The sequence below is a fragment of the Bradyrhizobium sp. DOA9 genome, assembly GCF_000617845.2.
GTDB lineage: Bacteria > Pseudomonadota > Alphaproteobacteria > Rhizobiales > Xanthobacteraceae > Bradyrhizobium.
This window is the reverse complement of sequence record NZ_DF820425.1, coordinates 1,056,667-1,080,263: the sequence shown is the minus strand read 5'-3', so window position 1 is coordinate 1,080,263 and position 23,597 is coordinate 1,056,667. Positions and strand designations below refer to the sequence as shown.

At 65.7% G+C, this 23,597-nt stretch carries 19 protein-coding genes; 11 read left to right on the top strand and 8 right to left on the bottom strand.

What is annotated here, in order from left to right:
* The first annotated feature begins 105 nt into the window (after nucleotides 1-105).
* From BDOA9_RS04940 to BDOA9_RS04920, 5 genes are all read left to right on the top strand, one after another.
* Nucleotides 106-3,063, top strand: a complete 2,958-nt coding sequence (locus BDOA9_RS04940) for a 2-oxoglutarate dehydrogenase E1 component (RefSeq protein ID WP_025032842.1) — start codon at nucleotides 106-108, stop codon at nucleotides 3,061-3,063.
* Between the two features lie 161 nt (nucleotides 3,064-3,224).
* Nucleotides 3,225-4,466, top strand: a complete 1,242-nt coding sequence (odhB, locus tag BDOA9_RS04935; protein WP_025032841.1) for a 2-oxoglutarate dehydrogenase complex dihydrolipoyllysine-residue succinyltransferase — start codon at nucleotides 3,225-3,227, stop codon at nucleotides 4,464-4,466.
* Between the two features lie 54 nt (nucleotides 4,467-4,520).
* Nucleotides 4,521-5,282 carry an SDR family oxidoreductase gene (locus BDOA9_RS04930; RefSeq protein WP_152033132.1) on the top strand — a complete coding sequence of 254 codons (762 nt, stop codon included), beginning with the start codon at nucleotides 4,521-4,523 and terminating at the stop codon, nucleotides 5,280-5,282.
* A 58-nt stretch (nucleotides 5,283-5,340) separates the two neighbouring features.
* The gene (gene lpdA / locus BDOA9_RS04925; protein WP_025032839.1) at nucleotides 5,341-6,741 is read left to right on the top strand and encodes a dihydrolipoyl dehydrogenase; all 1,401 of its coding nucleotides are present in this window, start codon (nucleotides 5,341-5,343) and stop codon (nucleotides 6,739-6,741) included.
* A gap of 34 nt (nucleotides 6,742-6,775) precedes the next feature.
* The gene (locus BDOA9_RS04920; RefSeq protein WP_025032838.1) at nucleotides 6,776-7,306 is read left to right on the top strand and encodes a hypothetical protein; all 531 of its coding nucleotides are present in this window, start codon (nucleotides 6,776-6,778) and stop codon (nucleotides 7,304-7,306) included.
* Between the two features lie 169 nt (nucleotides 7,307-7,475).
* Here BDOA9_RS04920 and BDOA9_RS04915 read toward each other — a convergent pair whose 3' ends face one another.
* Both BDOA9_RS04915 and BDOA9_RS04910 read right to left on the bottom strand, forming a co-directional pair.
* Nucleotides 7,476-8,063, bottom strand: coding sequence for a DUF4337 domain-containing protein (locus BDOA9_RS04915; protein ID WP_025032837.1), 588 nt, complete (start codon nucleotides 8,061-8,063; stop codon nucleotides 7,476-7,478).
* A 101-nt stretch (nucleotides 8,064-8,164) separates the two neighbouring features.
* Nucleotides 8,165-9,130 carry a tyrosine recombinase XerC gene (locus tag BDOA9_RS04910; protein WP_025032836.1) on the bottom strand — a complete coding sequence of 322 codons (966 nt, stop codon included), beginning with the start codon at nucleotides 9,128-9,130 and terminating at the stop codon, nucleotides 8,165-8,167.
* A 113-nt stretch (nucleotides 9,131-9,243) separates the two neighbouring features.
* Between BDOA9_RS04910 and BDOA9_RS04905 the strand changes: the two genes are divergently transcribed.
* On the top strand, nucleotides 9,244-11,448 hold the full coding sequence (locus BDOA9_RS04905; RefSeq protein WP_025032835.1) for a primosomal protein N': 2,205 nt from the start codon (nucleotides 9,244-9,246) through the stop codon (nucleotides 11,446-11,448).
* 377 nt (nucleotides 11,449-11,825) lie between these two features.
* Here the strand turns inward: BDOA9_RS04905 and BDOA9_RS04900 are convergent, their stop codons facing one another.
* Nucleotides 11,826-12,323, bottom strand: coding sequence for a septal ring lytic transglycosylase RlpA family protein (locus BDOA9_RS04900; RefSeq protein ID WP_025032834.1), 498 nt, complete (start codon nucleotides 12,321-12,323; stop codon nucleotides 11,826-11,828).
* Between the two features lie 658 nt (nucleotides 12,324-12,981).
* Between BDOA9_RS04900 and BDOA9_RS04895 the strand changes: the two genes are divergently transcribed.
* The 5 genes from BDOA9_RS04895 to BDOA9_RS04875 all read left to right on the top strand — a co-directional run bounded on the left by BDOA9_RS04895 (nucleotide 12,982) and on the right by BDOA9_RS04875 (nucleotide 18,161).
* Entirely contained in the window at nucleotides 12,982-13,542 is a 561-nt protein-coding gene (locus BDOA9_RS04895) for a F0F1 ATP synthase subunit delta (RefSeq protein ID WP_025032833.1), read from the top strand.
* On the top strand, nucleotides 13,542-15,071 hold the full coding sequence (gene atpA / locus BDOA9_RS04890; RefSeq protein WP_018643886.1) for a F0F1 ATP synthase subunit alpha: 1,530 nt from the start codon (nucleotides 13,542-13,544) through the stop codon (nucleotides 15,069-15,071). Before BDOA9_RS04895 ends, atpA begins: the two co-directional genes overlap by 1 nt.
* Nucleotides 15,072-15,246: 175 nt before the next feature.
* Nucleotides 15,247-16,119 (top strand): F0F1 ATP synthase subunit gamma, encoded by an 873-nt coding sequence (locus tag BDOA9_RS04885; protein ID WP_025032832.1) that lies wholly within the window; start codon nucleotides 15,247-15,249, stop codon nucleotides 16,117-16,119.
* A gap of 82 nt (nucleotides 16,120-16,201) precedes the next feature.
* On the top strand, nucleotides 16,202-17,635 hold the full coding sequence (atpD, locus tag BDOA9_RS04880) for a F0F1 ATP synthase subunit beta (protein ID WP_025032831.1): 1,434 nt from the start codon (nucleotides 16,202-16,204) through the stop codon (nucleotides 17,633-17,635).
* A 118-nt stretch (nucleotides 17,636-17,753) separates the two neighbouring features.
* Nucleotides 17,754-18,161, top strand: a complete 408-nt coding sequence (locus tag BDOA9_RS04875) for a F0F1 ATP synthase subunit epsilon (RefSeq protein WP_025032830.1) — start codon at nucleotides 17,754-17,756, stop codon at nucleotides 18,159-18,161.
* Nucleotides 18,162-18,331: 170 nt separating this feature from the next.
* On the opposite strand, the gene BDOA9_RS04870 is transcribed toward BDOA9_RS04875, so the two are convergent.
* The 5 genes from BDOA9_RS04870 to BDOA9_RS04850 all read right to left on the bottom strand — a co-directional run bounded on the left by BDOA9_RS04870 (nucleotide 18,332) and on the right by BDOA9_RS04850 (nucleotide 23,567).
* Nucleotides 18,332-18,832 carry an RNA pyrophosphohydrolase gene (locus tag BDOA9_RS04870; protein WP_025032829.1) on the bottom strand — a complete coding sequence of 167 codons (501 nt, stop codon included), beginning with the start codon at nucleotides 18,830-18,832 and terminating at the stop codon, nucleotides 18,332-18,334.
* Between the two features lie 62 nt (nucleotides 18,833-18,894).
* A complete protein-coding gene (locus BDOA9_RS04865; RefSeq protein WP_025032828.1) occupies nucleotides 18,895-19,401 on the bottom strand; it encodes an RNA pyrophosphohydrolase in 507 nt (168 codons plus the stop codon).
* Between the two features lie 74 nt (nucleotides 19,402-19,475).
* Nucleotides 19,476-20,699 (bottom strand): divergent polysaccharide deacetylase family protein, encoded by a 1,224-nt coding sequence (locus tag BDOA9_RS04860; RefSeq protein ID WP_025032827.1) that lies wholly within the window; start codon nucleotides 20,697-20,699, stop codon nucleotides 19,476-19,478.
* Between the two features lie 145 nt (nucleotides 20,700-20,844).
* Nucleotides 20,845-22,206 (bottom strand): S41 family peptidase, encoded by a 1,362-nt coding sequence (locus BDOA9_RS04855; protein ID WP_025032826.1) that lies wholly within the window; start codon nucleotides 22,204-22,206, stop codon nucleotides 20,845-20,847.
* Complete coding sequence (locus tag BDOA9_RS04850) at nucleotides 22,203-23,567, bottom strand: murein hydrolase activator EnvC family protein (RefSeq protein WP_025032825.1); 1,365 nt, start codon at nucleotides 23,565-23,567, stop codon at nucleotides 22,203-22,205. Before BDOA9_RS04850 ends, BDOA9_RS04855 begins: the two co-directional genes overlap by 4 nt.
* Between the last annotated feature and the right edge of the window lie 30 nt (nucleotides 23,568-23,597).

Below are 23,597 nucleotides of genomic sequence, written 5' to 3'. Positions count from 1 at the left end.
CGCAGCAAATAGGGTAAAGGGTGCCTGTCGCGTCGAGCCCTGTCGGGGGAGCTCGGCGCCAGCGCCGTTTGTTATGCGCGAACCGAAATCGCCAGGAACTCAAGTATGTCTCGCCAGGACGCGAACGCAGCCTTTGCCCTGTCATCGTTTTTGCAGGGCACCAACGCCACCTACATCGACGAAATCTACGCCCGCTACCAGAAGGATCCGTCCTCGGTCGACGCCGAGTGGCAGGAGTTCTTCAAGAGCCTGAACGACGCGCCGGCTGACATCAGCAAGAACGCGGAAGGCCCGTCCTGGGAGCGCGACAACTGGCCGCTGACCCCGAAGGATGAGCTGACCTCCGCCCTCGACGGCAACTGGGCCGAGGTCGAGAAGACGGTCGGTGCCAAGATCGCTGCCAAGGCGCAGGCCAAAGGCGCCGATATCTCCTCCGCCGACCTGCTTCAGGCCACGCGCGACTCCGTCCGCGCCCTGATGCTGATCCGCTCCTACCGCATGCGCGGCCACTTCCACGCCAAGCTCGATCCGCTCGGCATCGAAGCCCAGCGCAACCGCGAAGAGCTCGACCCGCGCACCTACGGCTTCAGCGAAGCCGATTTCGACCGCAAGATCTTCCTCGATCACGTGCTCGGTCTCGAATACGGCACGATCCGCGAGATCACCGCGATCTGCGAGCGCACCTATTGCCAGACGCTCGGCGTCGAGTTCATGCATATCAGCAACGCCGCGCAGAAAGCCTGGATCCAGGAGCGCATCGAGGGACCCGACAAGGAGATCTCGTTCACGCGCGAAGGCCGCAGGGCCATCCTGCAGAAGCTGATCGAAGCCGAAGGCTTCGAGAAGTTCTGCGACACCAAGTTCACCGGCACCAAGCGCTTCGGCCTCGATGGCGGCGAATCCCTGATCCCCGCGCTCGAGCAGATCATCAAGCGCGGCGGCAATCTCGGCGTGAAGGAAATCGTGCTGGGCATGCCGCATCGCGGCCGCCTCAACGTGCTGACCCAGGTGATGGGCAAGGCGCACCGCGCGCTGTTCCACGAGTTCAAGGGCGGCTCGGCCAATCCCGACGCGGTCGAAGGCTCCGGCGACGTCAAGTATCACCTCGGCGCCTCCTCGGACCGCGAGTTCGACGGCAACCGCATCCACCTGTCGCTGACCGCCAACCCCTCGCATCTCGAGATCGTCGATCCCGTCGTGCTCGGCAAGGTACGCGCAAAGCAGGACCAGCACGGCGATCCCCCTGATATGCGCATCTCGGTGATGCCGCTCCTGATGCACGGCGACGCCGCGTTCGCTGGCCAGGGCGTGGTCGCGGAGTGCTTCGGCCTGTCCGACCTGAAGGGCTACCGCACCGGCGGCTCGGTGCACTTCATCGTCAACAACCAGATCGGCTTCACCACCTATCCGCGTTATTCCCGTTCGTCGCCTTACCCGTCCGACGTGGCGAAGATGATCGACGCGCCGATCTTCCACGTCAACGGCGACGATCCGGAAGCCGTCGTGTTCGCCGCCAAGGTCGCGACCGAATTCCGGCAGAAGTTCCACAAGCCGGTCGTCATCGACATGTGGTGCTATCGCCGCTACGGCCACAATGAGGGCGATGAGCCGGCGTTCACCCAGCCGGTGATGTACAAGCGGATCGCGGCCCATCCGTCGACGCTGTCGCTCTACGCCAAGCGCCTGATCGCCGAGGGCGTCGTCACCGAGGGCGAGGTCGACAAGCTGAAGGCCGACTGGCGCGCCCGGCTCGATGCCGAGTTCGAGGCCGGCACCTCCTACAAGCCGAACAAGGCCGACTGGCTCGACGGCAAGTGGGCGGGCTTCAAGATCGCCGACCAGGAAGAGGATGCACGGCGCGGCGTCACCGGCGTGGACATTGCGACGCTGAAGGACATCGGCCGCAAGATCACCAAGGTGCCGGACGGCTTCCGCGTTCACCGCACCATCCAGCGGTTCCTCGATAACCGCGCCAAGGCGATCGACTCCGGTGCCGGCATCGACTGGGCGACCGGCGAGGCACTGGCGTTCTGCACGCTGCTCAACGAGAATCACCACGTCCGGCTATCCGGACAGGATTCGGAGCGTGGCACCTTCTCGCAGCGCCACTCGGTCCTGATCGACCAGGAAGACGAGAGCCGCTACACGCCGTTCAACCATCTGGGTGGCGAGCAGGGCCATTACGAGGTCATCAACTCGCTGCTCTCGGAAGAGGCCGTGCTCGGCTTCGAATACGGCTACTCGCTCGCCGAGCCGAACACGCTGACGCTGTGGGAAGCCCAGTTCGGCGATTTCGCCAACGGCGCGCAGGTCGTGTTCGACCAGTTCATCTCCTCGGGCGAGCGCAAATGGCTGCGCATGTCCGGTCTCGTCTGCCTCCTGCCGCACGGCTATGAGGGCCAGGGACCGGAGCACTCCTCGGCGCGCCTCGAGCGTTACCTGCAGATGTGCGCGGAAGACAACATGCAGGTGGTCTACCCGACCACGCCGGCGAACTACTTCCACGTGCTGCGCCGGCAGCTGCATCGCGAGATCCGCAAGCCGCTGATCATGATGACGCCGAAGTCGCTGCTGCGCCACAAGCGGGCGGTGTCGCGTCTGGAAGAGCTGGCGAAGGGCACGACCTTCCACCGCATCCTCTATGACGACGCCCAGATGCTGCCGAACGAGGCGATCAAGCTCGTCCCCGACGAGAAGATCCGCCGCATCGTGCTGTGCTCGGGCAAGGTCTATTACGACCTCTACGAGGAGCGCGAGAAGCGCGGTATCGACGACATCTATCTGATGCGCATCGAGCAGCTCTATCCGGTGCCGCTGAAGGCGCTGGTGGCCGAGCTGTCGCGCTTCAAGAAGGCCGAGATGGTGTGGTGCCAGGAAGAGCCCCGCAACATGGGTGCCTGGCACTTCATCGAGCCCTATCTGGAATGGGTGCTGAACCAGGTGAACGGCGCGAGCCGGCGTCCGCGTTATGTCGGCCGCGCCGCTTCCGCCGCGACCGCAACGGGTCTGATGTCCAAGCATCAGGCTCAGCTGAAGGCGTTCCTGGACGAAGCACTGAGCTGAGAAGTTTTTGACGCTGTCATGCCCCGCGAAGGCGGGGCATCCAGTATTCCGTGGCTTTTCGGTTTTTATCACGAAAGTCACGGCGTACTGGATTGCCCGCCTTCGCGGGCAATGGCGTATGAATTCATGACCGCTACCTGCGATCCCTTGAGGAAGAGACCATGACTGAAATTCGTGTGCCGACGCTCGGCGAATCCGTCACCGAGGCCACCATCGGCCGCTGGTTCAAGAAGGCCGGCGACCCCGTCGCCGTCGACGAGCCCCTGGTGGAGCTCGAGACCGACAAGGTCACCATCGAAGTCCCCGCGCCGTCCGCCGGCACGCTGAGCGAGATCATCGCCGCCGATGGTGCGACCGTTGCGGTCGGCGCGCTGCTCGGCCAGATCACCGACGGTGTCGGCGCTGCCAAGCCCGCCGCCGCGCCGGCCAAGGCTGCTGCCCCCGCGGCCGCCGCCGCTGCTTCCGCGCCGGCTCCCGCTGCCGCGAAGGCGCCGCCGGCCGATGCGCCGCTCGCCCCGTCCGTGCGCAAGCTCTCCGCCGAGACCGGCATCGACGCCTCGACCGTTCCGGGCTCCGGCAAGGACGGCCGCGTCACCAAGGGCGACATGCTCGCCGCGATCGAGCGCGCGGCCTCCGCGCCGACCCCGGTCAACCAGCCCGCCGCTGCCGTGCAGGTCCGCAGCCCCTCGCCGGCCGATGACGCCGCCCGCGAGGAGCGCGTCAAGATGACCCGGCTGCGCCAGACCATCGCGCGCCGGCTCAAGGACGTGCAGAATACCGCGGCCATGCTGACGACCTTCAACGAGGTCGACATGACCAACGTGATGGCGCTGCGCGCCCACTACAAGGACGCGTTCGAGAAGAAGCACGGCGCCAAGCTCGGCTTCATGGGCTTCTTCACCAAGGCCGTCGTGCAGGCGCTGAAGGATATCCCGGCCGTCAACGCCGAGATCGACGGCAGCGACCTGATCTACAAGAACTATTATCACATCGGCGTCGCCGTCGGCACCGACAAGGGCCTGGTCGTGCCCGTGGTGCGCGACTGCGACCACAAGTCGATCTCCGACATCGAGAAGGGCATCGCCGATTTCGGCCGCCGCGCCCGTGACGGCCAGCTCAAGATCGACGAGATGCAGGGCGGCACCTTCACCATCACCAATGGCGGCATCTACGGCTCGCTGATGTCGACCCCGATCCTGAACGCGCCGCAGTCCGGCATCCTCGGCATGCACAAGATCCAGGAGCGGCCGATGGTCATCGGCGGCAAGATCGAGGTCCGCCCGATGATGTATCTGGCGCTGTCCTACGATCACCGCGTCATCGACGGCAAGGAAGCCGTCACCTTCCTGGTCCGCGTCAAGGAGAGCCTGGAAGATCCGGCGCGCCTGGTGCTCGATCTCTGATCCCCGATGCTTTGCGAGCGCCGTCGCAACTGACGCGACGGCGCGTGTCGAACCATGGAGGCGCACGTGACCGATAAAGTCGTTGTCATCACCGGCGGCAGCCGCGGCATCGGGCGGGCGACCGCGCTCGCGGCGGCCGCGCGCGGCTATCGCGTCGTGGTCGGCTATGCCAGCAACAAGAAGGCCGCCGACGAGGTGGTAGCTACGATCGAGGCCAGCAACGGCAAGGCCGTCGCGGTGAAATGCGATGTCGCCGAGGAGCGCGATATCATCAACCTGTTCAAGGAAGCCGACAAGTTCGGCACGCTCGGGGCGCTCGTCAACAATGGCGGCATCGTCGGTACGAGCGGGGTGCGCGTCGACGAGATGTCGGCCGAGCGCATCCAGCGGGTGATGGCCGTCAACGTCACCGGCTCGATCCTCTGCGCGCGCGAGGCGGTGAAGCGGATGTCGACCAAGCACGGCGGCAAGGGCGGCGTCATCGTCAACCTGTCGTCGGTCGCGGCCAGGCTCGGCGCACCCAACACCTACGTCGACTATGCCGCGTCCAAGGGCGCGATCGATTCCTTCACCACCGGCCTTGGCTATGAGGTCGCAAACGAAGGCATTCGCGTCGCGGGCATTCGCCCCGGTCTGATCGACACCGAAATCCACGCCTCGGGCGGCGAGCCCGACCGACACCACCGTCTGGCGCATATGGTGCCGATGAAGCGCGTCGGCACATCAGATGAAATCGCGAACGCCATCCTCTGGCTGATGTCGGACGAGGCCTCCTACATCACCGCAGCCACTCTCGATGTGTCCGGCGGACGCTGACGCACCGCGGGGACGCTGACGCATTCTCACCACGCCTAACCTTACGGGACTTTCTCTCATGGCTACCTACGATCTCGTCGTCATCGGCACCGGACCGGGCGGTTATGTCTGCGCGGTGCGCGCCAGCCAGCTCGGCATGAAAGTCGCCGTGGTCGAAAAGAACGCCACCCTCGGCGGCACCTGCCTCAATGTCGGCTGCATGCCGTCGAAGGCGCTGCTGCACGCCTCCGAGATGTTCGAGGAAGCCGGCCATTCCTTCGCCAAGATGGGCGTCAGCGTTTCCGCGCCGAAGCTCGATCTGCCCGCGATGATGAACTTCAAGCAGCAGGGCATCGACGGCAACGTCAAGGGCGTCGAGTTCCTGATGAAGAAGAACAAGATCGACGTGCTCAAGGGCACCGGCAAGATCCTCGGGACCGGCAAGGTCGAGGTCTCCGCCGACGGCAAGTCGCAATTGGTCGAGACCAAGAGCATCGTGATCGCCACCGGCTCGGACATCGCGCGGCTCAAGGGCATCGAGATCGACGAGAAGCGCATCGTCTCCTCAACCGGCGCACTGTCGCTCGACAAGGTCCCGGGCAAGCTCCTGATCGTCGGCGCCGGCGTGATCGGCCTCGAGCTCGGCTCGGTGTGGAAGCGACTCGGCGCCGAAGTCGTCGTCGTCGAATTTTTGGACCGCATCCTGCCCGGCATGGACGGCGAGATTGCAAAACAATTCCAGCGCATCCTCGAGAAGCAGGGCTTTGCGTTCAAGCTGGGCGCCAAGGTCACCGCGGTCGACACCTCGGGCAAGACGCTGAAGGCGACGATCGAGCCCGCCGCCGGCGGCACTGCGGAGACGCTCGAAGCCGACGTCGTGCTCGTCTGCATCGGCCGCGTCCCCTACACCGACGGTCTCGGCCTCAAGGAAGCCGGTGTCGCGCTGGATGCGCGCGGCCGGGTGCAGATCGATCCGCATTTCGCCACCAGCCTGAAGGGCGTCTATGCCATCGGCGACGTCGTCGCTGGGCCAATGCTGGCGCACAAGGCCGAGGACGAAGGCGTTGCGGTCGCCGAGATCATCGCAGGGCAAGCCGGCCACGTGAATTACGACGTCATCCCGGGCGTCGTGTACACCACGCCGGAAGTGTCCTCCGTCGGCAAGACCGAGGAGGAATTGAAGCAGGCGGGCGTGGCTTATACGGTCGGAAAGTTTCCGTTCACCGCCAATGGCCGTTCCAAGGTCAACCAGACCACTGACGGCTTCGTGAAGATTCTCGCAGATGCGAAGACCGATCGCGTGCTCGGCGTGCACATCATCGGCATTGAGGCCGGCGAAATGATCCATGAAGCGTGTGTTCTCATGGAATTTGGCGGCAGTGCCGAGGATCTCGCGCGCACCTGCCACGCCCATCCGACCCGTTCGGAGGCGGTCAAGGAAGCCGCGCTTGCAGTCGGCAAGCGGGCCATCCATATGTAGCGACGCGCCCAGCGCCGAACCGGGCGGGAAACACATGCTGCGCCGCCTTCTTCAACCGGTCTGGGTCCTGCTTGCGATCGTCTTCCTGATCGAAGCCTGGCTGTGGGACCATCTCGAGCCTGTTGTCGCCAAGGTCGTCGCGGCCATCCCGCTGGCGCGCTTCAAGCATTGGCTGACGGAGCGCGTCGATGCGCTGTCGCCGGCCATGACGCTGATCGTGTTCGCGGTCCCCGTCATCCCGCTGTTTCCGCTCAAGCTGGTCGGGCTGTGGCTGCTCGCGCACGAATACTGGACCAGCGCGTTCTTCACGATCGTGTTCGGAAAGCTCGTCGGCGTCGGTGTCACCGCCTTCGTGTTCGACGTGACGCGCGCCAAGCTGCTGGAGATGCGCTGGTTCGAGCGGATCTACGATCTGGTGCTGAGGGTTCGCGCCAAGGCAGCCGAGCTGGTCGACCCGATCAAGCGCCGCATCCGCGAATTGATCGCCGGCGACGGCGAGGGCTGGTCCTCCCGCACGCTGCGTCTCATCCAGCGCTTCAGGAAGAGCGTGCACCAGGCGCGGTGAGCGCCGGATGCATCCGCCTCTATCCTCCGTCATTGCGAGCGCAGCGACTTGTCCGCCGAAGCCTTGGCGAAGGCGGAAGCAATCCAGAATCTTTCCGCGGAGGCAGTCTGGATTGCTTCGTCGCAACGGCTCCTCGCAATGACGCGGAGAGAACCCTGCCACACGCCCCTCAATGCAAATGCAGCAGGTGCGGCCACCACAGGCCGAGTGCGGTCATGATCAGGCCGGCGATCGTCAGCACGCCGCCGACATAGGCCAGCGCGATCATGCCGGTGATGATGGTGGCCGAGGCCAGCACGATGCCGATCTGGAAGGCGGCCGAGGCCAGCTCGAAATGGTGGTACTTCGCGGTCGCCTCGTCGCGGGCGTGCTCGGCGTGCTTGGCCTTGTCCGCAAGCTGCTCGGTGCCTTCGCCGGTCTCGGGCTCGGAGCGGTAGCGCTGCGCGGTCTTGGTCCAGTCGTCGATCTGCTTCTGCACGGCGGGCTTCTGTGCCTCGTCGGCGGCCGCGAGCGTCAGCTTGCCCTGCTCCGCCGCGGTCACCACCACGGTGCGGCGAATGCTCTTGGCCTGGAAGAACGCCCAGAGATTGGCGGCCTCGACGTTCTTGCTGATCGATTCGGTCTGGGCGCCCTTGCCGAGCGTCTCCGAGATCGCAAGGAACAGCGCCAGCACGGCGATCAGAAGGGCGATCTTCTTGTTCGAGCCGGACGCGTGTTCGGCGTGCTCGGCATGCTCCATGCTTTCATGTGCGCTCATGATTCCCCTCTTGGTCGGTTCCGCCACGATTGACCGAACCGCGCGGCCTGCGCAAGAGGCACGCGCGCTATGACAGCTTCATGTCAGAATTCGGCGGCAATTCACCGCCGCGGATGCGCGCTTGCATAGACTTCGAGCAGCCGCTCGGAATCGATGCCGGTATAGACCTGCGTGGTCGACAGCGAGGAATGGCCGAGCAATTCCTGGATCGCGCGCAAGTCCCCGCCGCGCGACAGCAGATGCGTGGCGAAGGAGTGCCGGAGCGCGTGCGGCGTGGCGCTGTCGGGCAGCCCGAGCGCGCCGCGCAGCCGCTCCATCGCGAGCTGGATGATGCGCGGGCTCAAGGGGCCGCCGCGTGCGCCGACGAAGATCGGGCCATCCGCCGGCAGCGGATACGGGCAGATCGCGACATACTCCTGCACCAGCTCCAGCACGTTCTGCAGCACCGGCACCATGCGGGTCTTGTTGCCCTTGCCCGTCACGACCAGCACGTCGCCTTCGCCGGGCCGCGGCACCTCGCGGCGCTTCAGGCCGAGCGCTTCGGAGATGCGCAGGCCCGAGCCATACAGCAGCGCCATCACCGCGGCATCGCGCACGAGGATCCACGTTTCGCGTTCCTCGCCGGCGCGCTCGTCGGCGTCCGCAAGACGCTTGGCCGACGCCATCGGCAGCGGCTTCGGCAGGCTCTTTGCAACCTTTGGCGCGCGGATCGCCGAGAGCGCGCCGACCTTGCCCTTGCCCTCGCGCTCCAGAAAGCGTCCGAACGAGCGCAGCCCCGCCAGCGCGCGCATCAGCGAGCGGCCGGCGATGTCGTCGGCCCGGCGCATCGCCATGAAGGCGCGCACGTCGGTGGCCTCCAGCGCTGCAAATCGTTCGAGCGTGACGCGCTCGCCCCAATGGGCACAGAGGAAATCCAGGCACTGCCGCAGGTCGCGGCCATAGGCCTCCAGCGTCTTCGGCGACAGCCGCCGCTCGGCGCCGAGATGCGAAAGCCAGCGCGCCATCTCCTGCGCGATCGAGGGATCGGCGCTCGCGAGCTCGATGGGTGGGGCGGCCGCTTTGCTCATGCGCTCTGGACGTGGTGATTCCCCACAGTATATCGCATCACACTCGTTTATCGTTCGCTAAGGCCGCCGCGCGGCGCTAGCCTGAAGGCTTAAAGGTTCCGATTCCCCCGCTCATGGACCAATCGCCGCGCAACACAACCGCCCCCGCCACCCGCATGGTCGACGTGCTGGTGCCGGTCGCGCTCAACCAGACCTATTCCTACAAGGTGCCGCGCGGCATGGAGCTGAAGGCGGGCGACCTCGTCGGGGTCCCGCTCGGTCCGCGCGAGGTGCTGGCCGTGGTCTGGGGCGAGAATGCCAATCCCGATCCGCGCCTGCACAACCGCCTCAAGGAGGTCAGCGAGAAGCTCGACATTCCGCCGCTCAAGCCGGAGCTGCGCAAGGTGGTCGACTGGGTCGCCAATTACACGCTGAGTCCGCGCGGCATGGTGCTGCGGATGTGCCTGCGCATGGGCGAGACTCTCGGCCCCGAGCGGGCGCGCGCCGGCGTGCGGCTAACAGGCGATCCCCCGAAACGGCTGACGCCGGCACGCCAGCGCGTGATCGCGCTGCTGTCCGACCGGCTGCTGCACGGCAAGTCCGAGGCGGCCAAGGAAGCCGGCGTCTCCGCAGGGGTCATCGACGGCCTCGTCGACGAAGGCACGCTCACGGTGGAGCCGATGCCGCCGCCTCCGCCGCCGCCGGCGCCCGATCCGGAATTCGGCCGGCCGGATTTTTCACCGCTGCAGCGTGCCGGTGTGGATGCGATGCGCGCGCTCGCCGCCAACGGCACCTTCCACGTCGCGCTGCTCGACGGCGTCACCGGCTCGGGCAAGACCGAGGTCTATTTCGAAGCCGTCGCCGAGGTGGTCCGTCGCGGCAGGCAGGCGCTGATCCTGATGCCGGAGATCGCGCTCACCGGCCAGTTCCTCGACCGCTTCGCGCAGCGCTTCGGCGTGCGGCCGATCGAATGGCATTCGGAGCTGACGCCGCGCACCCGCGCGCGCAATTGGGCCGCGATCTCCGAAGGTTCGGCCCCGGTCGTGGTCGGCGCGCGCTCGGCGCTGTTTCTCCCCTACGCCAATCTCGGCCTGATCGTCGTCGATGAGGAGCACGACCAGGCCTACAAGCAGGACGACGGCGTGCACTACCACGCCCGCGACATGGCGGTGGTACGCGGGCATATCGCCAGGATTCCCGTCGTGCTGGCCTCCGCGACGCCCTCGGTGGAGTCCGAGGTCAATGCGCGCAAGAACCGCTATCAGCGCATCGCGCTGCCCTCGCGCTTCGGCGGCCAGCACATGCCGCATATCGAGGCTATCGACCTGCGCCGCGAGCCGCCCGCGCGCGGCCGCTTCATCTCGCCGCGGCTTGCCGGCGAGATCCGGACCGCGATCGAGCGGCGCGAGCAGGCGCTGCTGTTCCTCAATCGCCGCGGCTATGCGCCGCTGACCTTGTGCCGCGCCTGCGGCCATCGCTTCGCCTGCACCATCTGCGATGCCTGGCTGGTCGATCATCGGTTCCGCCAGCGCCTGGTCTGCCACCATTGCGGCTTCTCGATGCCGCGCCCGCATATCTGCCCGAACTGCTCGGCCGAGGAATCGCTGGTCGCGGTCGGCCCCGGCGTCGAGCGCCTGCAGGAGGAGGCGGCAGCGCTGTTTCCGCAAGCCCGCACCATGGTGCTGTCGAGCGATCTCATCACCTCGATCGAGACGATGCGCGTCGAGCTCGCCGAGATCGCGGAGGGCCGCGTCGATATCATCATCGGCACCCAGCTCGTGGCAAAGGGTCACAACTTTCCCAGGCTCAATCTGGTCGGCGTGGTCGATGCGGATCTTGGCCTGTCCAACGGCGATCCGCGCGCGGCGGAGCGCACGTGGCAATTGCTCAACCAGGTGATCGGCCGCGCCGGCCGCGAGCAGGGCCGCGGCGTCGGCTATCTGCAGACCCACCAGCCGGATCATCCCGTGATGCGGGCGCTGATCGCCTGCGACCGCGAGGCCTTCTACGACAGCGAGATCGAGCTGCGCGAGAAGACGCTCTATCCGCCGTTCGGCCGGCTCGCCAGCCTGATCATCTCCGCCGGCGACCGCCCGGGCGCCGAAGGCTTCGGCCGCAAGCTGGTGACGCTGGCGCCGCGCGACGAGCGCGTCGTCGTGCTCGGCCCCGCCGAAGCGCCGCTCGCCGTCATCAAGGGCCGCTACCGCTTCCGCATCCTGGTGAAATCGGCGCGCGGCTTTGATCTCTCGGACTACTTACGCAACTGGCTCGCGGTCTGCCCGAAGCCATCAGGCAATCTGAAGCTCGAGGTCGACGTCGATCCGCAGAGCTTCTTGTAGGCCCTGCCGCCCTCTCCACGTCATTGCGAGGAGCCCTTGCGACGAAGCAATCCAGGGTCTTTCCACGGAGGGATTCTGGATTGCTTCGCTCCGCTCGCAATGACGCTGTGAGAGCGGCGCCTCCTCCTCTCGTGCCCCGGACGCAGCGCAGCGCTTCTTCAGCGGTGCGCTGCAGAGCCGGGGCCCATGCCGCACGGCGCTCCGCGGCCTTTGGGTCCCGGCTCTGCGCCGCAACGTTTGCGCGCTGCGGCTTGTCCGGGACACGAGGGCCGTGACGGCCAAACAAAAAAGCCCGCGGTCCCCCAAGACCGCGGGCTTGTTTCTCGTGCGCAGCAAACTGATGAAAACTGCGCGTTGATCAAGGCGCGGATCGCGCCTTAGGAGACGACTTCCGCGGTGACGCGGCCGACGCCGCGACTGGTGAGGCCAATGGCGCGGGCGGCACCCGTGGAGAGGTCGAGCACACGCCCGCGAATGAACGGGCCGCGGTCGTTGATGGTGACGATGACGCTCTGGCCGCCATGGGTGACGCGCAGCTTGGTGCCGAACGGCAGCGAACGGTGCGCCGCGGTCATGGCGTTCTGGTTGAAGCGCTGGCCCGAGGCAGTCTTGCTGCCGGACTCATTGCCGTAAAAGGACGCCATGCCGGAGAAGCTGCGGCCCGTGCCGGAGGTCGGATTCATCGACGCATTGGCGTTGCGCCAATCGGAGGTCGCGTTGGCCTCGGTCTGGGCGTGGTGGCGGTGGTGATGCCGGTGATGCCGGGATTTGGCCGAAGCCTCGGTGGCAGTTCCACCGACGAGGAGAGTCGCGGCGACGAAAGCAACCGCCGTACGCGGCCGGGTCACAAAGCCCAGCGTCTTCAAAGACAGCATTTATTGGTCCCTAAGCTAGTATTGCCACATTTGTGGCAAGTGGAGCCCCCATCAGTTTGTGAGCGGATTGGCGTTTCGATTCCCAATGAGGCGTGAATTGGGCAGTAAATCCGGTATGTGTCGTCATGAAATATCTTGTTACCGTCACAGGATATTCAGCCGATGTTCCGTAATATTCGCCTTTAACGATTTATTAACCTCTCGATTACTTGCGAATACTGTAAAGCGAAGTCATCGCCGCGAGCGTTTAGAATTCGATAAGTATTCGGCGCGTGGAACTGGCGGGGCGGATTCACGCCTGAGCGATCCGTGTTCATGGCCGCTATGCGCTGGGGGCAGGAACCAATGGAAGGTGTCGCGTCAGGCCCGGCGCTGGTTTCCGTGACGGGGCAGGTCGCCGCCTCGGCCCGCCCCCTCGGCGCGCAATGGGTCGCGCGGCTGCGACGAACTGGCGAGAGAACCTCATGCCTTTAATTTGGCGTCATGTTGCACCTGCGCGCCTGCTATGTTAGCAAAGCCGCGATTTTAACGAGCCCGGCACCTCCCGTGCTGGTCGAAAATCGAAGTCCCGCTTGAATTCCAAGGGCTTGGATCGCTAGGCGCCGCTTCGTGGCGACGGTTTTTCCCTTGCGAGTTTGACAGCAAAAAGAGCGCGTCTGTGGCTGCAGAAGATACGTCCGTTTCAGGTGTGTCCGGCCGTTATGCAACGGCCTTGTTTGAACTGGCCCGCGACCAGAATGTGGTCGACGCGGTCAAAGCCGATCTCGACAAATTCGATGCTCTGCTGAGCGAGAGCGCCGATCTGACGCGCCTCGTCCGCAGCCCGGTGTTCGCGGCCGACGCCCAGTCCAAGGCCCTCTCGGCCGTGCTGGACAAGGCCGGCATCGCCGGCATCGCCGCCAACTTCCTGAAAGTGCTGACCGCCAATCGCCGCCTGTTCGCGGTGGTCGACGTCATCCGCGCCTACCGCGCGCTCGTCGCCAAGTTCAAGGGCGAGACGACGGCCGACGTCACCGTGGCGGAAGCGCTCTCGGACAAGAATCTCGATGCCCTCAAGGTTGCCCTGAAATCGGTGACCGGCAAGGATGTCGCGCTGAACGTGAAGGTTGATCCCTCGATCATCGGTGGCCTCGTCGTCAAGCTGGGCAGCCGCATGGTGGATGGTTCGCTTCGCACCAAACTCAATTCGATCAAGCACGCGATGAAAGAGGCAGGCTGATGGACATCCGCGCCGCGGAAATTTCCGCGATCCTCAAGGACCAGATCAAGAATTTCGGCCAGGAAGCTGAAGTCTCCGAAGTCGGACAGGTGCTGTCCGTCGGCGACGGTATCGCCCGCGTCTACGGTCTGGACAACGTCCAGGCCGGTGAAATGGTCGAGTTCGAGAACGGCACCCGCGGCATGGCGCTGAATCTCGAAACCGACAACGTCGGTGTCGTCATTTTCGGTGCCGACCGCGAGATCAAGGAAGGCCAGACCGTCAAGCGCACCCGCGCCATCGTCGACGCTCCGGTCGGCAAGGGCCTGCTCGGCCGCGTCGTCGACGCGCTCGGCAATCCCATCGACGGCAAGGGCCCGATCCAGGCCGACAAGCGCATGCGCGTCGACGTCAAGGCGCCCGGCATCATTCCGCGCAAGTCGGTGAGCGAGCCGATGGCGACCGGTCTCAAGGCGATCGACGCCCTGATCCCGATCGGCCGCGGCCAGCGCGAGCTGATCATCGGCGACCGCCAGACCGGCAAGACCGCGATCGCGCTCGACACCATCCTGAACCAGAAGCCGCTCAACGCGCAGCCGGACGAGAACATCAAGCTGTACTGCGTCTACGTCGCGGTCGGCCAGAAGCGCTCGACCGTCGCGCAGTTCGTGAAGGTGCTGGAAGAGCAGGGCGCGCTCGAATATTCGATCGTCGTCGCCGCCACCGCCTCGGATCCGGCGCCGATGCAGTACATCGCGCCCTTTACCGCCTGCACCATGGGCGAGTTCTTCCGCGACAACGGCATGCACGCCGTCATCATCTATGACGATCTGTCCAAGCAGGCCGTCGCCTACCGCCAGATGTCGCTGCTGCTGCGCCGCCCGCCGGGCCGCGAAGCCTATCCGGGCGACGTGTTCTATCTGCACTCCCGCCTGCTCGAGCGCGCGGCGAAGCTCAGCAAGGACCATGGCTCGGGCTCGCTGACCGCGCTGCCGGTCATCGAAACCCAGGCCAACGACGTGTCGGCCTACATCCCGACCAACGTCATCTCGATCACCGACGGTCAGATCTTCCTGGAAACCGACCTGTTCTTCCAGGGCATCCGTCCCGCCGTGAACGTCGGTCTGTCGGTGTCGCGCGTCGGCTCGTCCGCGCAGACCAAGGCCACCAAGAAGGTCGCCGGCAAGATCAAGGGCGAGCTCGCGCAGTACCGCGAAATGGCGGCGTTCGCGCAGTTCGGCTCCGACCTCGACGCCTCGACCCAGCGCCTGCTCAACCGCGGCTCGCGCCTCACCGAGCTCTTGAAGCAGCCGCAGTTCTCGCCGCTGAAGATGGAAGAGCAGGTCTGCGTGATCTGGGCCGGCACCAACGGCTATCTCGATCCGCTGCCGATCAACAAGGTGCGCGCGTTCGAGGACGGCCTGCTCTCGCTGCTGCGCGGCAAGCATGTCGACATCCTCAATTCGATCCGCGACAGCCGCGACCTCTCCGACGACACCGCCGGCAAGCTGAAGTCGGTGGTCGAAGGCTTCGCGAAGAGCTTCGCGTAACTGAAGGTCGTCATGGCCGGGCTAAGGCGCGAAGCGTGTCTTCGCAACTGAAGTCCCGGCCATCCACGTCTAACCGCGTGGCCGACGAGAACGTGGATGCCCGGGACAAGCCCGGGCATGACGGAGAGATAGGGTCGCGGTCTCGCCAAAGGCAGACCGCCGGGGTGAACGAAGAATGGCGTCACTTAAAGACATGCGCGTCCGCATCGCCTCCACCAAGGCGACGCAGAAGATCACCAAGGCGATGCAGATGGTCGCCGCCTCCAAGCTGCGCCGCGCGCAGACCGCCGCGGAAGCGGCGCGTCCCTATGCCGACAAGATGAGCGCGGTGATCTCCAACATCGCCAGCGCCGCGGCCGGCTCGCCCGGCGCCCCGACGCTGCTGGCCGGCACCGGCCGCGATCAGGTTCACCTGCTGCTGGTCTGCACCGGCGAGCGTGGCCTGTCCGGCGCCTTCAACTCCTCGATCGTGCGCCTCGCCCGCGAGCGCGCTTTGGCGCTGATCGCGCAGGGCAAGGAAGTGAAGTTCTTCTGCGTCGGCCGCAAGGGTTACGAGCAGCTCCGCCGCCAGTTCGACAAGCAGATCGTCGAGCACATGGACCTGCGCAGCGTCCGTCAGCTCGGCTTCGTCAACGCCGAGGACATCGCCAAGAAGATTCTGGCGCGGTTCGACAACGGCGAGTTCGACGTCTGCACGCTGTTCTATTCGCGCTTCAAGTCGGTGATCGCGCAGATCCCGACCGCCCAGCAGATCATCCCGCTGGTGGTCGAGGAGGCAGGCAGCGCCAACACGACCTCTTACGAATACGAGCCGGAAGAGGACGAGATCCTCACCCGCCTGCTGCCGCGCAACCTCGCGGTCCAGATCTTCCGCGCGCTGCTCGAGAACAACGCCTCGTTCTACGGCGCGCAGATGAGCGCGATGGACAACGCGACGCGCAACGCCGGTGAGATGATCCGCAAGCAGACGCTGGTCTACAACCGCACGCGTCAGGCGCAGATCACCAAGGAACTGATCGAAATCATCTCGGGTGCCGAGGCCGTCTGATCAAGGCGCTTCAGTACCCATTACACGCAACATCCCGGTCGATTGACCGTGGTCTAGAAGTTCGGATCGAAGGAGACATTCAATGGCAGCCCAGGTCGGTCGCGTCACCCAGGTCATCGGCGCCGTCGTCGACGTGCAGTTCGAAGGCCACCTCCCGGCCATTCTCAATTCGCTCGAGACCAAGAACGGCGGCAACCGCCTGGTGCTCGAAGTCGCCCAGCATCTCGGCGAGTCCACCGTCCGCACCATCGCGATGGACACCACCGAAGGTCTGGTCCGCGGCCAGGAAGTGACCGACACCGGCGCGCCGATCCGCGTTCCCGTCGGCGAAGGCACGCTCGGCCGCATCATCAACGTCATCGGCGAGCCGATCGACGAAGCCGGTCCCGTCAAGACCGAAGGCCTGCGCGCCATCCACCAGGAAGCGCCGACCTACACCGACCAGTCGACGGAAGCTGAAATTCTCGTCACCGGCATCAAGGTCGTCGACCTGCTGGCGCCCTACGCCAAGGGCGGCAAGATCGGCCTGTTCGGCGGCGCCGGCGTCGGCAAGACCGTGCTGATTCAGGAACTGATCAACAACGTCGCGAAGGCGCACGGCGGCTACTCCGTGTTCGCCGGCGTCGGCGAGCGCACCCGCGAGGGCAACGACCTCTATCACGAGTTCATCGAGTCCAAGGTCAACGCCGATCCGAAGAACCCGGATCCGAGCGTGAAGTCGAAGTGCGCGCTGGTGTTCGGCCAGATGAACGAGCCGCCCGGCGCCCGCGCCCGCGTCGCGCTCACGGGTCTGACCATCGCGGAAGACTTCCGCGACAAGGGCCAGGACGTGCTGTTCTTCGTGGACAACATCTTCCGCTTCACCCAGGCCGGCTCGGAAGTGTCGGCGCTGCTCGGCCGTATTCCGAGCGCCGTGGGTTATCAGCCGACGCTCGCCACCGACATGGGCGCGCTGCAGGAGCGCATCACCACCACGCAGAAGGGCTCGATCACCTCGGTGCAGGCCATCTACGTTCCGGCCGACGACTTGACCGACCCGGCGCCGGCGACCTCGTTCGCGCATCTTGACGCGACCACCACGCTGTCGCGCTCGATCGCCGAAAAGGGCATCTACCCGGCGGTGGACCCGCTCGACTCGACCTCGCGCATGCTCTCGCCGCTGGTCGTCGGCGAGGAGCACTATGCGGTCGCCCGTCAGGTCCAGCAGGTGCTGCAGCGCTACAAGGCGCTGCAGGACATCATCGCCATTCTCGGCATGGACGAGCTTTCGGAAGAGGACAAGCTGACCGTGGCCCGCGCCCGCAAGGTCGAGCGCTTCATGTCGCAGCCGTTCCACGTCGCCGAAATCTTCACTGGTTCGCCGGGCAAGTTCGTCGACCTCGCCGACACCATCAAGGGCTTCAAGGGCCTGGTGGAAGGCAAGTATGACCACCTGCCGGAAGCCGCCTTCTACATGGTCGGCACCATCGAAGAAGCCGTCGAGAAGGGCAAGAAGCTGGCGGCGGAGGCGGCCTAAGCTTTCTCATCTCGTCATCGCCGGGCTTGACCCGGCGATCCATCGAGAGAGAACTTTCGTTGACTGATGGACCCGCGGGTCAAGCCCGCGGGTGACAAGCGAAGCAAGCGGAAACACCATGGCCACCTTCCATTTCGATCTCGTCTCTCCGGAAAAGCTCGCCTTCTCGGGTGAGGTCGACCAAGTCGACATTCCCGGCGTCGAGGGCGACTTCGGCGTGCTCGCCGGGCATGCGCCGGTCGTGGCTGCGATCCGGCCGGGCATCCTCACCATCACCACCGCTGGCCGCCATGAGAAGGTCATCGTGCTCGGCGGCCTCGCCGAAGTGTCCGAAAAAGGCCTGACCGTGCTCGCCGACGTCGCGACCTCGCTGGATGAGCTGGACCGCGCCCAGTTCGCCGAGACGATCGCGGAGATGGAAGAGGGACTGAAGGAGCATGAAGGCGGCGAGCTCGATCACGCCATCGAGCGGCTCGACCACTTCAAGAGCATCCAGCAGCAGCTCAGCTCCACGGCTATGCACTAAGCCCCGGGGCACCGCTCCGGGGCTCAAGCTCAAAATTCCTGAACAGATTCAGCGCTCGTCACGAAAGTGGCGGGCGCTGAAGCTTTGTTGCGCGCTCGCTGCAGCTCCCGCCCATTTTATCGCGACGTGTCAAACACTTGGCTACTGTGCATGGGGTTGTTTTCGAGAGTTCAGCCTGCGAGGTGCGCAAACTCTCGCGCCACGGCGCGATAGACCTCGCGCCGGAACGGCACCACGAGGTCGGCGACGCGGTCGAGCCGCTCCCAGCGCCAGGCGTCGAACTCCGCGGGCTGGCCGTTGCGCGGCGTCAGCGGATCGATCTCGTCGTCCCTGCCGGTGAAGCGCAGCGCGAACCACTTCTGCCGCTGGCCGCGAAACTTTGCGAGGCGATGCGTCTGCGGTCCGTCGTAAGGCGGGAATTCGTAGGTGAACCAGTCGGTCTCGCCGAGATAATCGGCGCTGACGACGCTGGTCTCCTCCCAGAGCTCGCGCATCGCCGCGTCGCGCAAATTCTCGCCCTCGTCGACACCGCCCTGCGGCATCTGCCAGTCGAGCCCCGGCAGGATGATCTCGGGCCCGTCGCCCTTGAAGCGATGGCCGATCAGTACGCGGCCGTCGGCGTTGAACAGCGCGATCCCGACGTTGGGACGGTAGGGCTTGTCAATCGTCACGCGTAGATCTCTCATCGTCATTCCCGGGTGCATTAGCACCGAAGCCGGAACGACAATTGGATTTATTGATCCGCCAGTGCGGAAAATTCCTGCACGACGCGCTCGTAGACCGGGCGCTTGAACGGGATGATCAACTCGGGGAGATTCTTCATCGACTCCCAGCGCCAGCTGACGAACTCGGCCTTGTGGCCGCCGCCGCCGGGATTGGCGACGTTGATCTCGCTGTCCTTGCCGGTGAAGCGCACCGCGTACCATTTCTGGCGCTGGCCGCGGTAGCGGCCCTTCCAGGCGCGCCCCGCGACCGTGCGCGGGATGTCGTAAGTGAGCCAGTCCGGGACCTCGCCGAGCCGCTCGACCGAGCGCACGCTGGTCTCCTCGTAGAGCTCGCGCTTGGCCGCTTCCCAGGTGTCCTCGCCGGGATCGACCCCGCCCTGCGGCATCTGCCAGACATGGGTGTCGTCGACATGCTCGATGCCGCCGGCGCGGCGGCCGATGAACACCAGTCCCTTTGCATTGATCAGCATCACACCGACGCAGGTGCGGTAGGGCAGATCCTCGTAACGCGCCATTCCGCCAGACCTCTTGCCTGCTTTTTGGAAGGCATGCCGGCCCCAGGAGACCCGTGCCACACCAATTCGTTGATTTAGCTGGATTTTGATTTCAGCATCGCGGTTGTCAATGGCACCAAAAGGATACCTCGGTCGCCCAGCGTCTTGGTCCAGGCGCTGATGCGCTCGATCGAGACGGGCAGGGCGGACGCCGTCCCGACGGCGATGCCGCGCTCGCGCGCCGTCGATTCCAGCTTGTTGAGGGCGCGGTCGATCTCCGTCGCCGTCGGCACCGCGTCGATGGCGATATCGCCCCTGCCGAACGGAACGGCCTGGTTGGCCGCCGCCTGGGGCGCGATGCTGCGCGGCGAGGAGCCGTCGTCGAAGAAGCCGAGGCCGCGCTTGGCCGCCTCGCGGATGATCGGCTGCATCGCCGGCTCCGTCGCGACGAAGCGGGCGCCCATGAAATTGGTGAGACCGGCATAGCCCTGCATTCGGCTGAGGTGCCAGTACAGGCGGTCCATGTTCTGGTCAGGGCTGAGCGAGGTCAGCAGCGTCTGCGGCCCCGGATCGTTGTCGGGGAAGTCGTAGGGCTCCATCGGGATCTGGAGGAAGATCTCGTGGCGCTGCGCCCGCGCCCGTTCGGCGAGCTTGCCGGGATCGGATCCGTAGGGCGTGAAGGCCAGCGTCACCGCCGGCGGCAGCTTCATGATCGCATCGTTGGTCTTGGCGGCGCCGACGCCGAGCCCGCCGATCACGATCGCGACCACCGGCATTTTGGCGGCCCTGGCGCGGTCGGCATCGGCCGCATAGACGTTGAACGGCTTCAGCCCGTCGGCAATCACCGGGATCATGCCGTAGCGTGATTTCTCCAGCAGCTTCGGATTGATCCCGGCCATGACGGGAGGCGTGGCCGATGCCGCCTCGCTCTTGTCGGCGGCGTCGCCCGCGCCGATCACCACGTCGTGGCGCGCGCCGGTCGAGCCGTCGATCATGGTGATGGTCTTCTGCTCGCCGGGCGCGGCGGGCTTCGGCGCGTCCTTGGTCTCGTGCTTGCCGTCCGGCTTGCTCTCTGCGCCGGCGCCGGACGCGGCCGGCTTCTCGTCCGTGGCCGAGGGAGCGCGGATCGCGAGCCTGGCGATCGGCTCGCCCCCGAGCGGATCCTTGTTGAAGATGGCGAAGCCGGCAAAGGTAACCAGGAACAGGCCGAGCAGGACGGCCAGCAGCTGCATGGCGGTGAACGGCAGCCGCAGCCGGCGTCTCCGGCGCGGCTTGTCCTGTCCGAGCGGGGCGCTCAGATCATCGGCCGTCTCAGTCATGCGCGATCCCGAATCACTCGTGCCGACGATACCACGCCGGGGTCAAGCGGCGGCAGGCCGGGAGAGGCCGGGGGCGATGGAAGTTCCAAGCAAAAAGGGCGGCTTGGGGAAGCCGCCCTTTCGTAGAATCGCGCGTGGCGCCGACTTAGTTCGCCGCTTTCGGCTTGTCGGTCGTCGCTTTGTTGTCGTTGCCCGGCGTCGGCGCCGCGGAGGCGCTGTTCTTGATGCCGTGGAGCAGATCGCCGGCGAGCTTGAGCGCCTTGTCGTCCTTGGCGTCCGGCGGGACGTAGGATTGCGAGCCGGTCTTCTCGTCGCCGTCGTTCTTCAGATGACCGCGCAGCGAAGCCTCGCCCTTGGTGTCGGTGCGCGACTTCAATTCGTCCGGCACGTCCTGCAGCACTTCGATATCGGGCACGATGCCCTTGGCCTGGATCGACTTGCCCGACGGCGTGTAATAGCGCGCCGTGGTCAGCCGCAGCGCGCCGTTGCCGGAGCCGAGCGGAATGATGGTCTGCACCGAGCCCTTGCCGAACGAGCGCGTGCCGACGATGGTCGCACGCTTGTGGTCCTGCAGCGCGCCAGCGACGATTTCCGACGCCGAGGCCGAGCCGCCATTGACCAGCACGATGACCGGTCTGCCCTTGGTCAGGTCGCCCGCATGCGCGGTGCGGCGCTGGGTCTCCTCGGCATTGCGGCCGCGGGTCGAGACGATCTCGCCCTTCTCCAGGAACGAGTCCGACACGGTGACCGCTTCCTCGAGCAGGCCGCCCGGATTGTTGCGGAGGTCGATGATGAAGCCCTTGAGCTTGTCGCCGCCGATCTGGTTCGTGAGGTTGCCGACCTCGCGCTTCAGGCCTTCGGTGGTCTGCTCGTTGAAGGTGGTGATGCGGATATAGCCGATGTCGTCCTGCTCGACACGCGCGCGCACCGAGCGGACGCGGATGTTGTCGCGCACCAGCGTGACGTCGAGCGGATTGTCCTGGCCCTTGCGGATGATCTTGAGCTTGATCTTGGTGTTGACCGGACCACGCATCTTCTCGACCGCCTGGTTCAGGGTCAGGCCCTGCACCGCCTCGTCGTCGAGATTGGTGATGATGTCGTTGGCCATGATGCCGGCGCGCGAGGCCGGCGTGTCGTCGATCGGCGAGACCACCTTGATCAGGCCGTCTTCCATCGTGACCTCGATGCCGAGGCCACCGAACTCGCCGCGGGTCTGCACCTGCATGTCGCGGAAGCTCTTGGCGTCCATGTAGCTCGAATGCGGATCGAGGCCGGTGAGCATGCCGCTGATCGCGGATTCGATCAGCTTGGTGTCGTCGGGCTTCTCGACATAATCGGAGCGCACGCGCTCGAACACGTCGCCGAACAAATTGAGCTGGCGATAGGTGTCCGCGGTGGCGGCTCGCGCGCTGGAGCCCATGAACACCGCGCGCGGCTGGGTCACGAACAGCGTCAACGCCGCACCGGTGGCGGCGCTGAGGAGGATTACTGAAGTCTTGCGCATCATCCGCGAACCTTCTCGCCTTCATTTGCGGCCCACCATGGGCCTGGATCGATTGGAGTACCGTCTTTACGGAACTCGACATACAGCACAGGTTGACTTGCGTTCGTGGCGAGAATGGAGGCGACCTGAGAGGTCGACCCCATGGTCGCGACCGGCTCCCCCGTCAGCACAAACTGCCCGATGTTGACCGAAATGCGCTCCATCCCGGCGATCAGGACATGATACCCGCCCCCGGCATTGAGGATCAAGAGTTGTCCATAGCTGCGGAATGGGCCGGCATACACAACCCAGCCATCACACGGCGTCGTGACCTGGGAGCCGGGCTTGGTCGCCAGCGAAATGCCCTTCTGGACCCCGCCGACCCCGTCGGAACCGCCAAAGTCCCTGATCTTGTTACCGTTAACCGGAAGCGGCAGGAGACCCCTGGCCGAGGCGAAGGCGATCGCAGGGGTGGTGCGGGACTTGTCCTTGAACGCGCCCGGGCCCTGTTTGGCGCTGGCGGCCGCGTTCGCCGCCGCTTTGGCCTCGGCCTGCCTTGCGGCTTCGGCGGCCTTCTCGGCCGCCTTGGCGGCGCTTTGCAGGTCCTGCTCCATCTTGGCGATCAGCCCCTGGAGATCGCCGACCTGCTTTGACAGCGCGATCGCGCGCGCACCTTCGGCGTCGAGGTCTTTTTCCCGTGCGGACTGCTGGCGCTGCCGTTCCTCGATGAGGGCGGTGAGCCGGGTCTGGTCGCTCCTGACCTTGTCACGGTCGGAGGCGAGCTGGTCGCGCTCGGAGGCGATGGTCTTGCGCAAGGCCACGAGCTCGCCGAGCTCGCTTGCGATCTTCTCGGCGCGGCCGCGCAATTCCGGCACGACGGCGCCGAGCAGCATCGCGGTGCGTAGGGATTGCAGCGCATCTTCGGGCCGCACCAGCAGCGCCGGCGGCGTGCGCCGGCCGGCGCGCTGCAAGGCCGCCAGCACCTCGACGATGTCGGCACGGCGCGAATCGAGCGAAGCGCGCATCTGCTGCTCGCGGCCGTTCAGCGTGCGCAGGCGCGCCTCGGCCTCGTCGATCTTGGTCTCGACAGTGCGCACATTGGCGGCGGTTTCGATCAGCTGCTGATTGAGCTGGGTGCGGTCCTGGCCGAGCGCGGTGATCTCGGCCTTGAGCTTGGCCTGCGCTTCTTCCGCGCTTTTTTGCCTCGCGCGCGCGGCCTCGAGCTCCTGCTCGCGTTGCTTGATCGTATCGGGCGAGACCGCCGCGGTCTGCGGCGGCGCAACTGTCTGACCTTGCGTCTGGGCTTGCGCGAGGCTTTCTTCGGCGAAGAGGCTTGCGCCGGCAAGGCCGGTGATCAGCAGCAGGTTGAGGAGCGGCGCTCGCATCGTGTCGGCAAAGGTGCTCGTTGTGGCGCG

Coding starts and splice junctions, on each gene's coding strand:
- BDOA9_RS04940 (WP_025032842.1), top strand. CDS start 106: ATGTCTCGCCAGGACGCGAACGCAGCCTTTGCCCTGTCATCGTTTTTG.
- odhB (WP_025032841.1), top strand. CDS start 3,225: ATGACTGAAATTCGTGTGCCGACGCTCGGCGAATCCGTCACCGAGGCC.
- BDOA9_RS04930 (WP_152033132.1), top strand. CDS start 4,521: ATGGAGGCGCACGTGACCGATAAAGTCGTTGTCATCACCGGCGGCAGC.
- lpdA (WP_025032839.1), top strand. CDS start 5,341: ATGGCTACCTACGATCTCGTCGTCATCGGCACCGGACCGGGCGGTTAT.
- BDOA9_RS04920 (WP_025032838.1), top strand. CDS start 6,776: ATGCTGCGCCGCCTTCTTCAACCGGTCTGGGTCCTGCTTGCGATCGTC.
- BDOA9_RS04915 (WP_025032837.1), bottom strand. CDS start 8,063: ATGAGCGCACATGAAAGCATGGAGCATGCCGAGCACGCCGAACACGCG.
- BDOA9_RS04910 (WP_025032836.1), bottom strand. CDS start 9,130: ATGAGCAAAGCGGCCGCCCCACCCATCGAGCTCGCGAGCGCCGATCCC.
- BDOA9_RS04905 (WP_025032835.1), top strand. CDS start 9,244: ATGGACCAATCGCCGCGCAACACAACCGCCCCCGCCACCCGCATGGTC.
- BDOA9_RS04900 (WP_025032834.1), bottom strand. CDS start 12,323: ATGCTGTCTTTGAAGACGCTGGGCTTTGTGACCCGGCCGCGTACGGCG.
- atpA (WP_018643886.1), top strand. CDS start 13,542: ATGGACATCCGCGCCGCGGAAATTTCCGCGATCCTCAAGGACCAGATC.
- BDOA9_RS04885 (WP_025032832.1), top strand. CDS start 15,247: ATGGCGTCACTTAAAGACATGCGCGTCCGCATCGCCTCCACCAAGGCG.
- atpD (WP_025032831.1), top strand. CDS start 16,202: ATGGCAGCCCAGGTCGGTCGCGTCACCCAGGTCATCGGCGCCGTCGTC.
- BDOA9_RS04875 (WP_025032830.1), top strand. CDS start 17,754: ATGGCCACCTTCCATTTCGATCTCGTCTCTCCGGAAAAGCTCGCCTTC.
- BDOA9_RS04865 (WP_025032828.1), bottom strand. CDS start 19,401: ATGGCGCGTTACGAGGATCTGCCCTACCGCACCTGCGTCGGTGTGATG.
- BDOA9_RS04860 (WP_025032827.1), bottom strand. CDS start 20,699: ATGACTGAGACGGCCGATGATCTGAGCGCCCCGCTCGGACAGGACAAG.
- BDOA9_RS04855 (WP_025032826.1), bottom strand. CDS start 22,206: ATGATGCGCAAGACTTCAGTAATCCTCCTCAGCGCCGCCACCGGTGCG.
- BDOA9_RS04850 (WP_025032825.1), bottom strand. CDS start 23,567: ATGCGAGCGCCGCTCCTCAACCTGCTGCTGATCACCGGCCTTGCCGGC.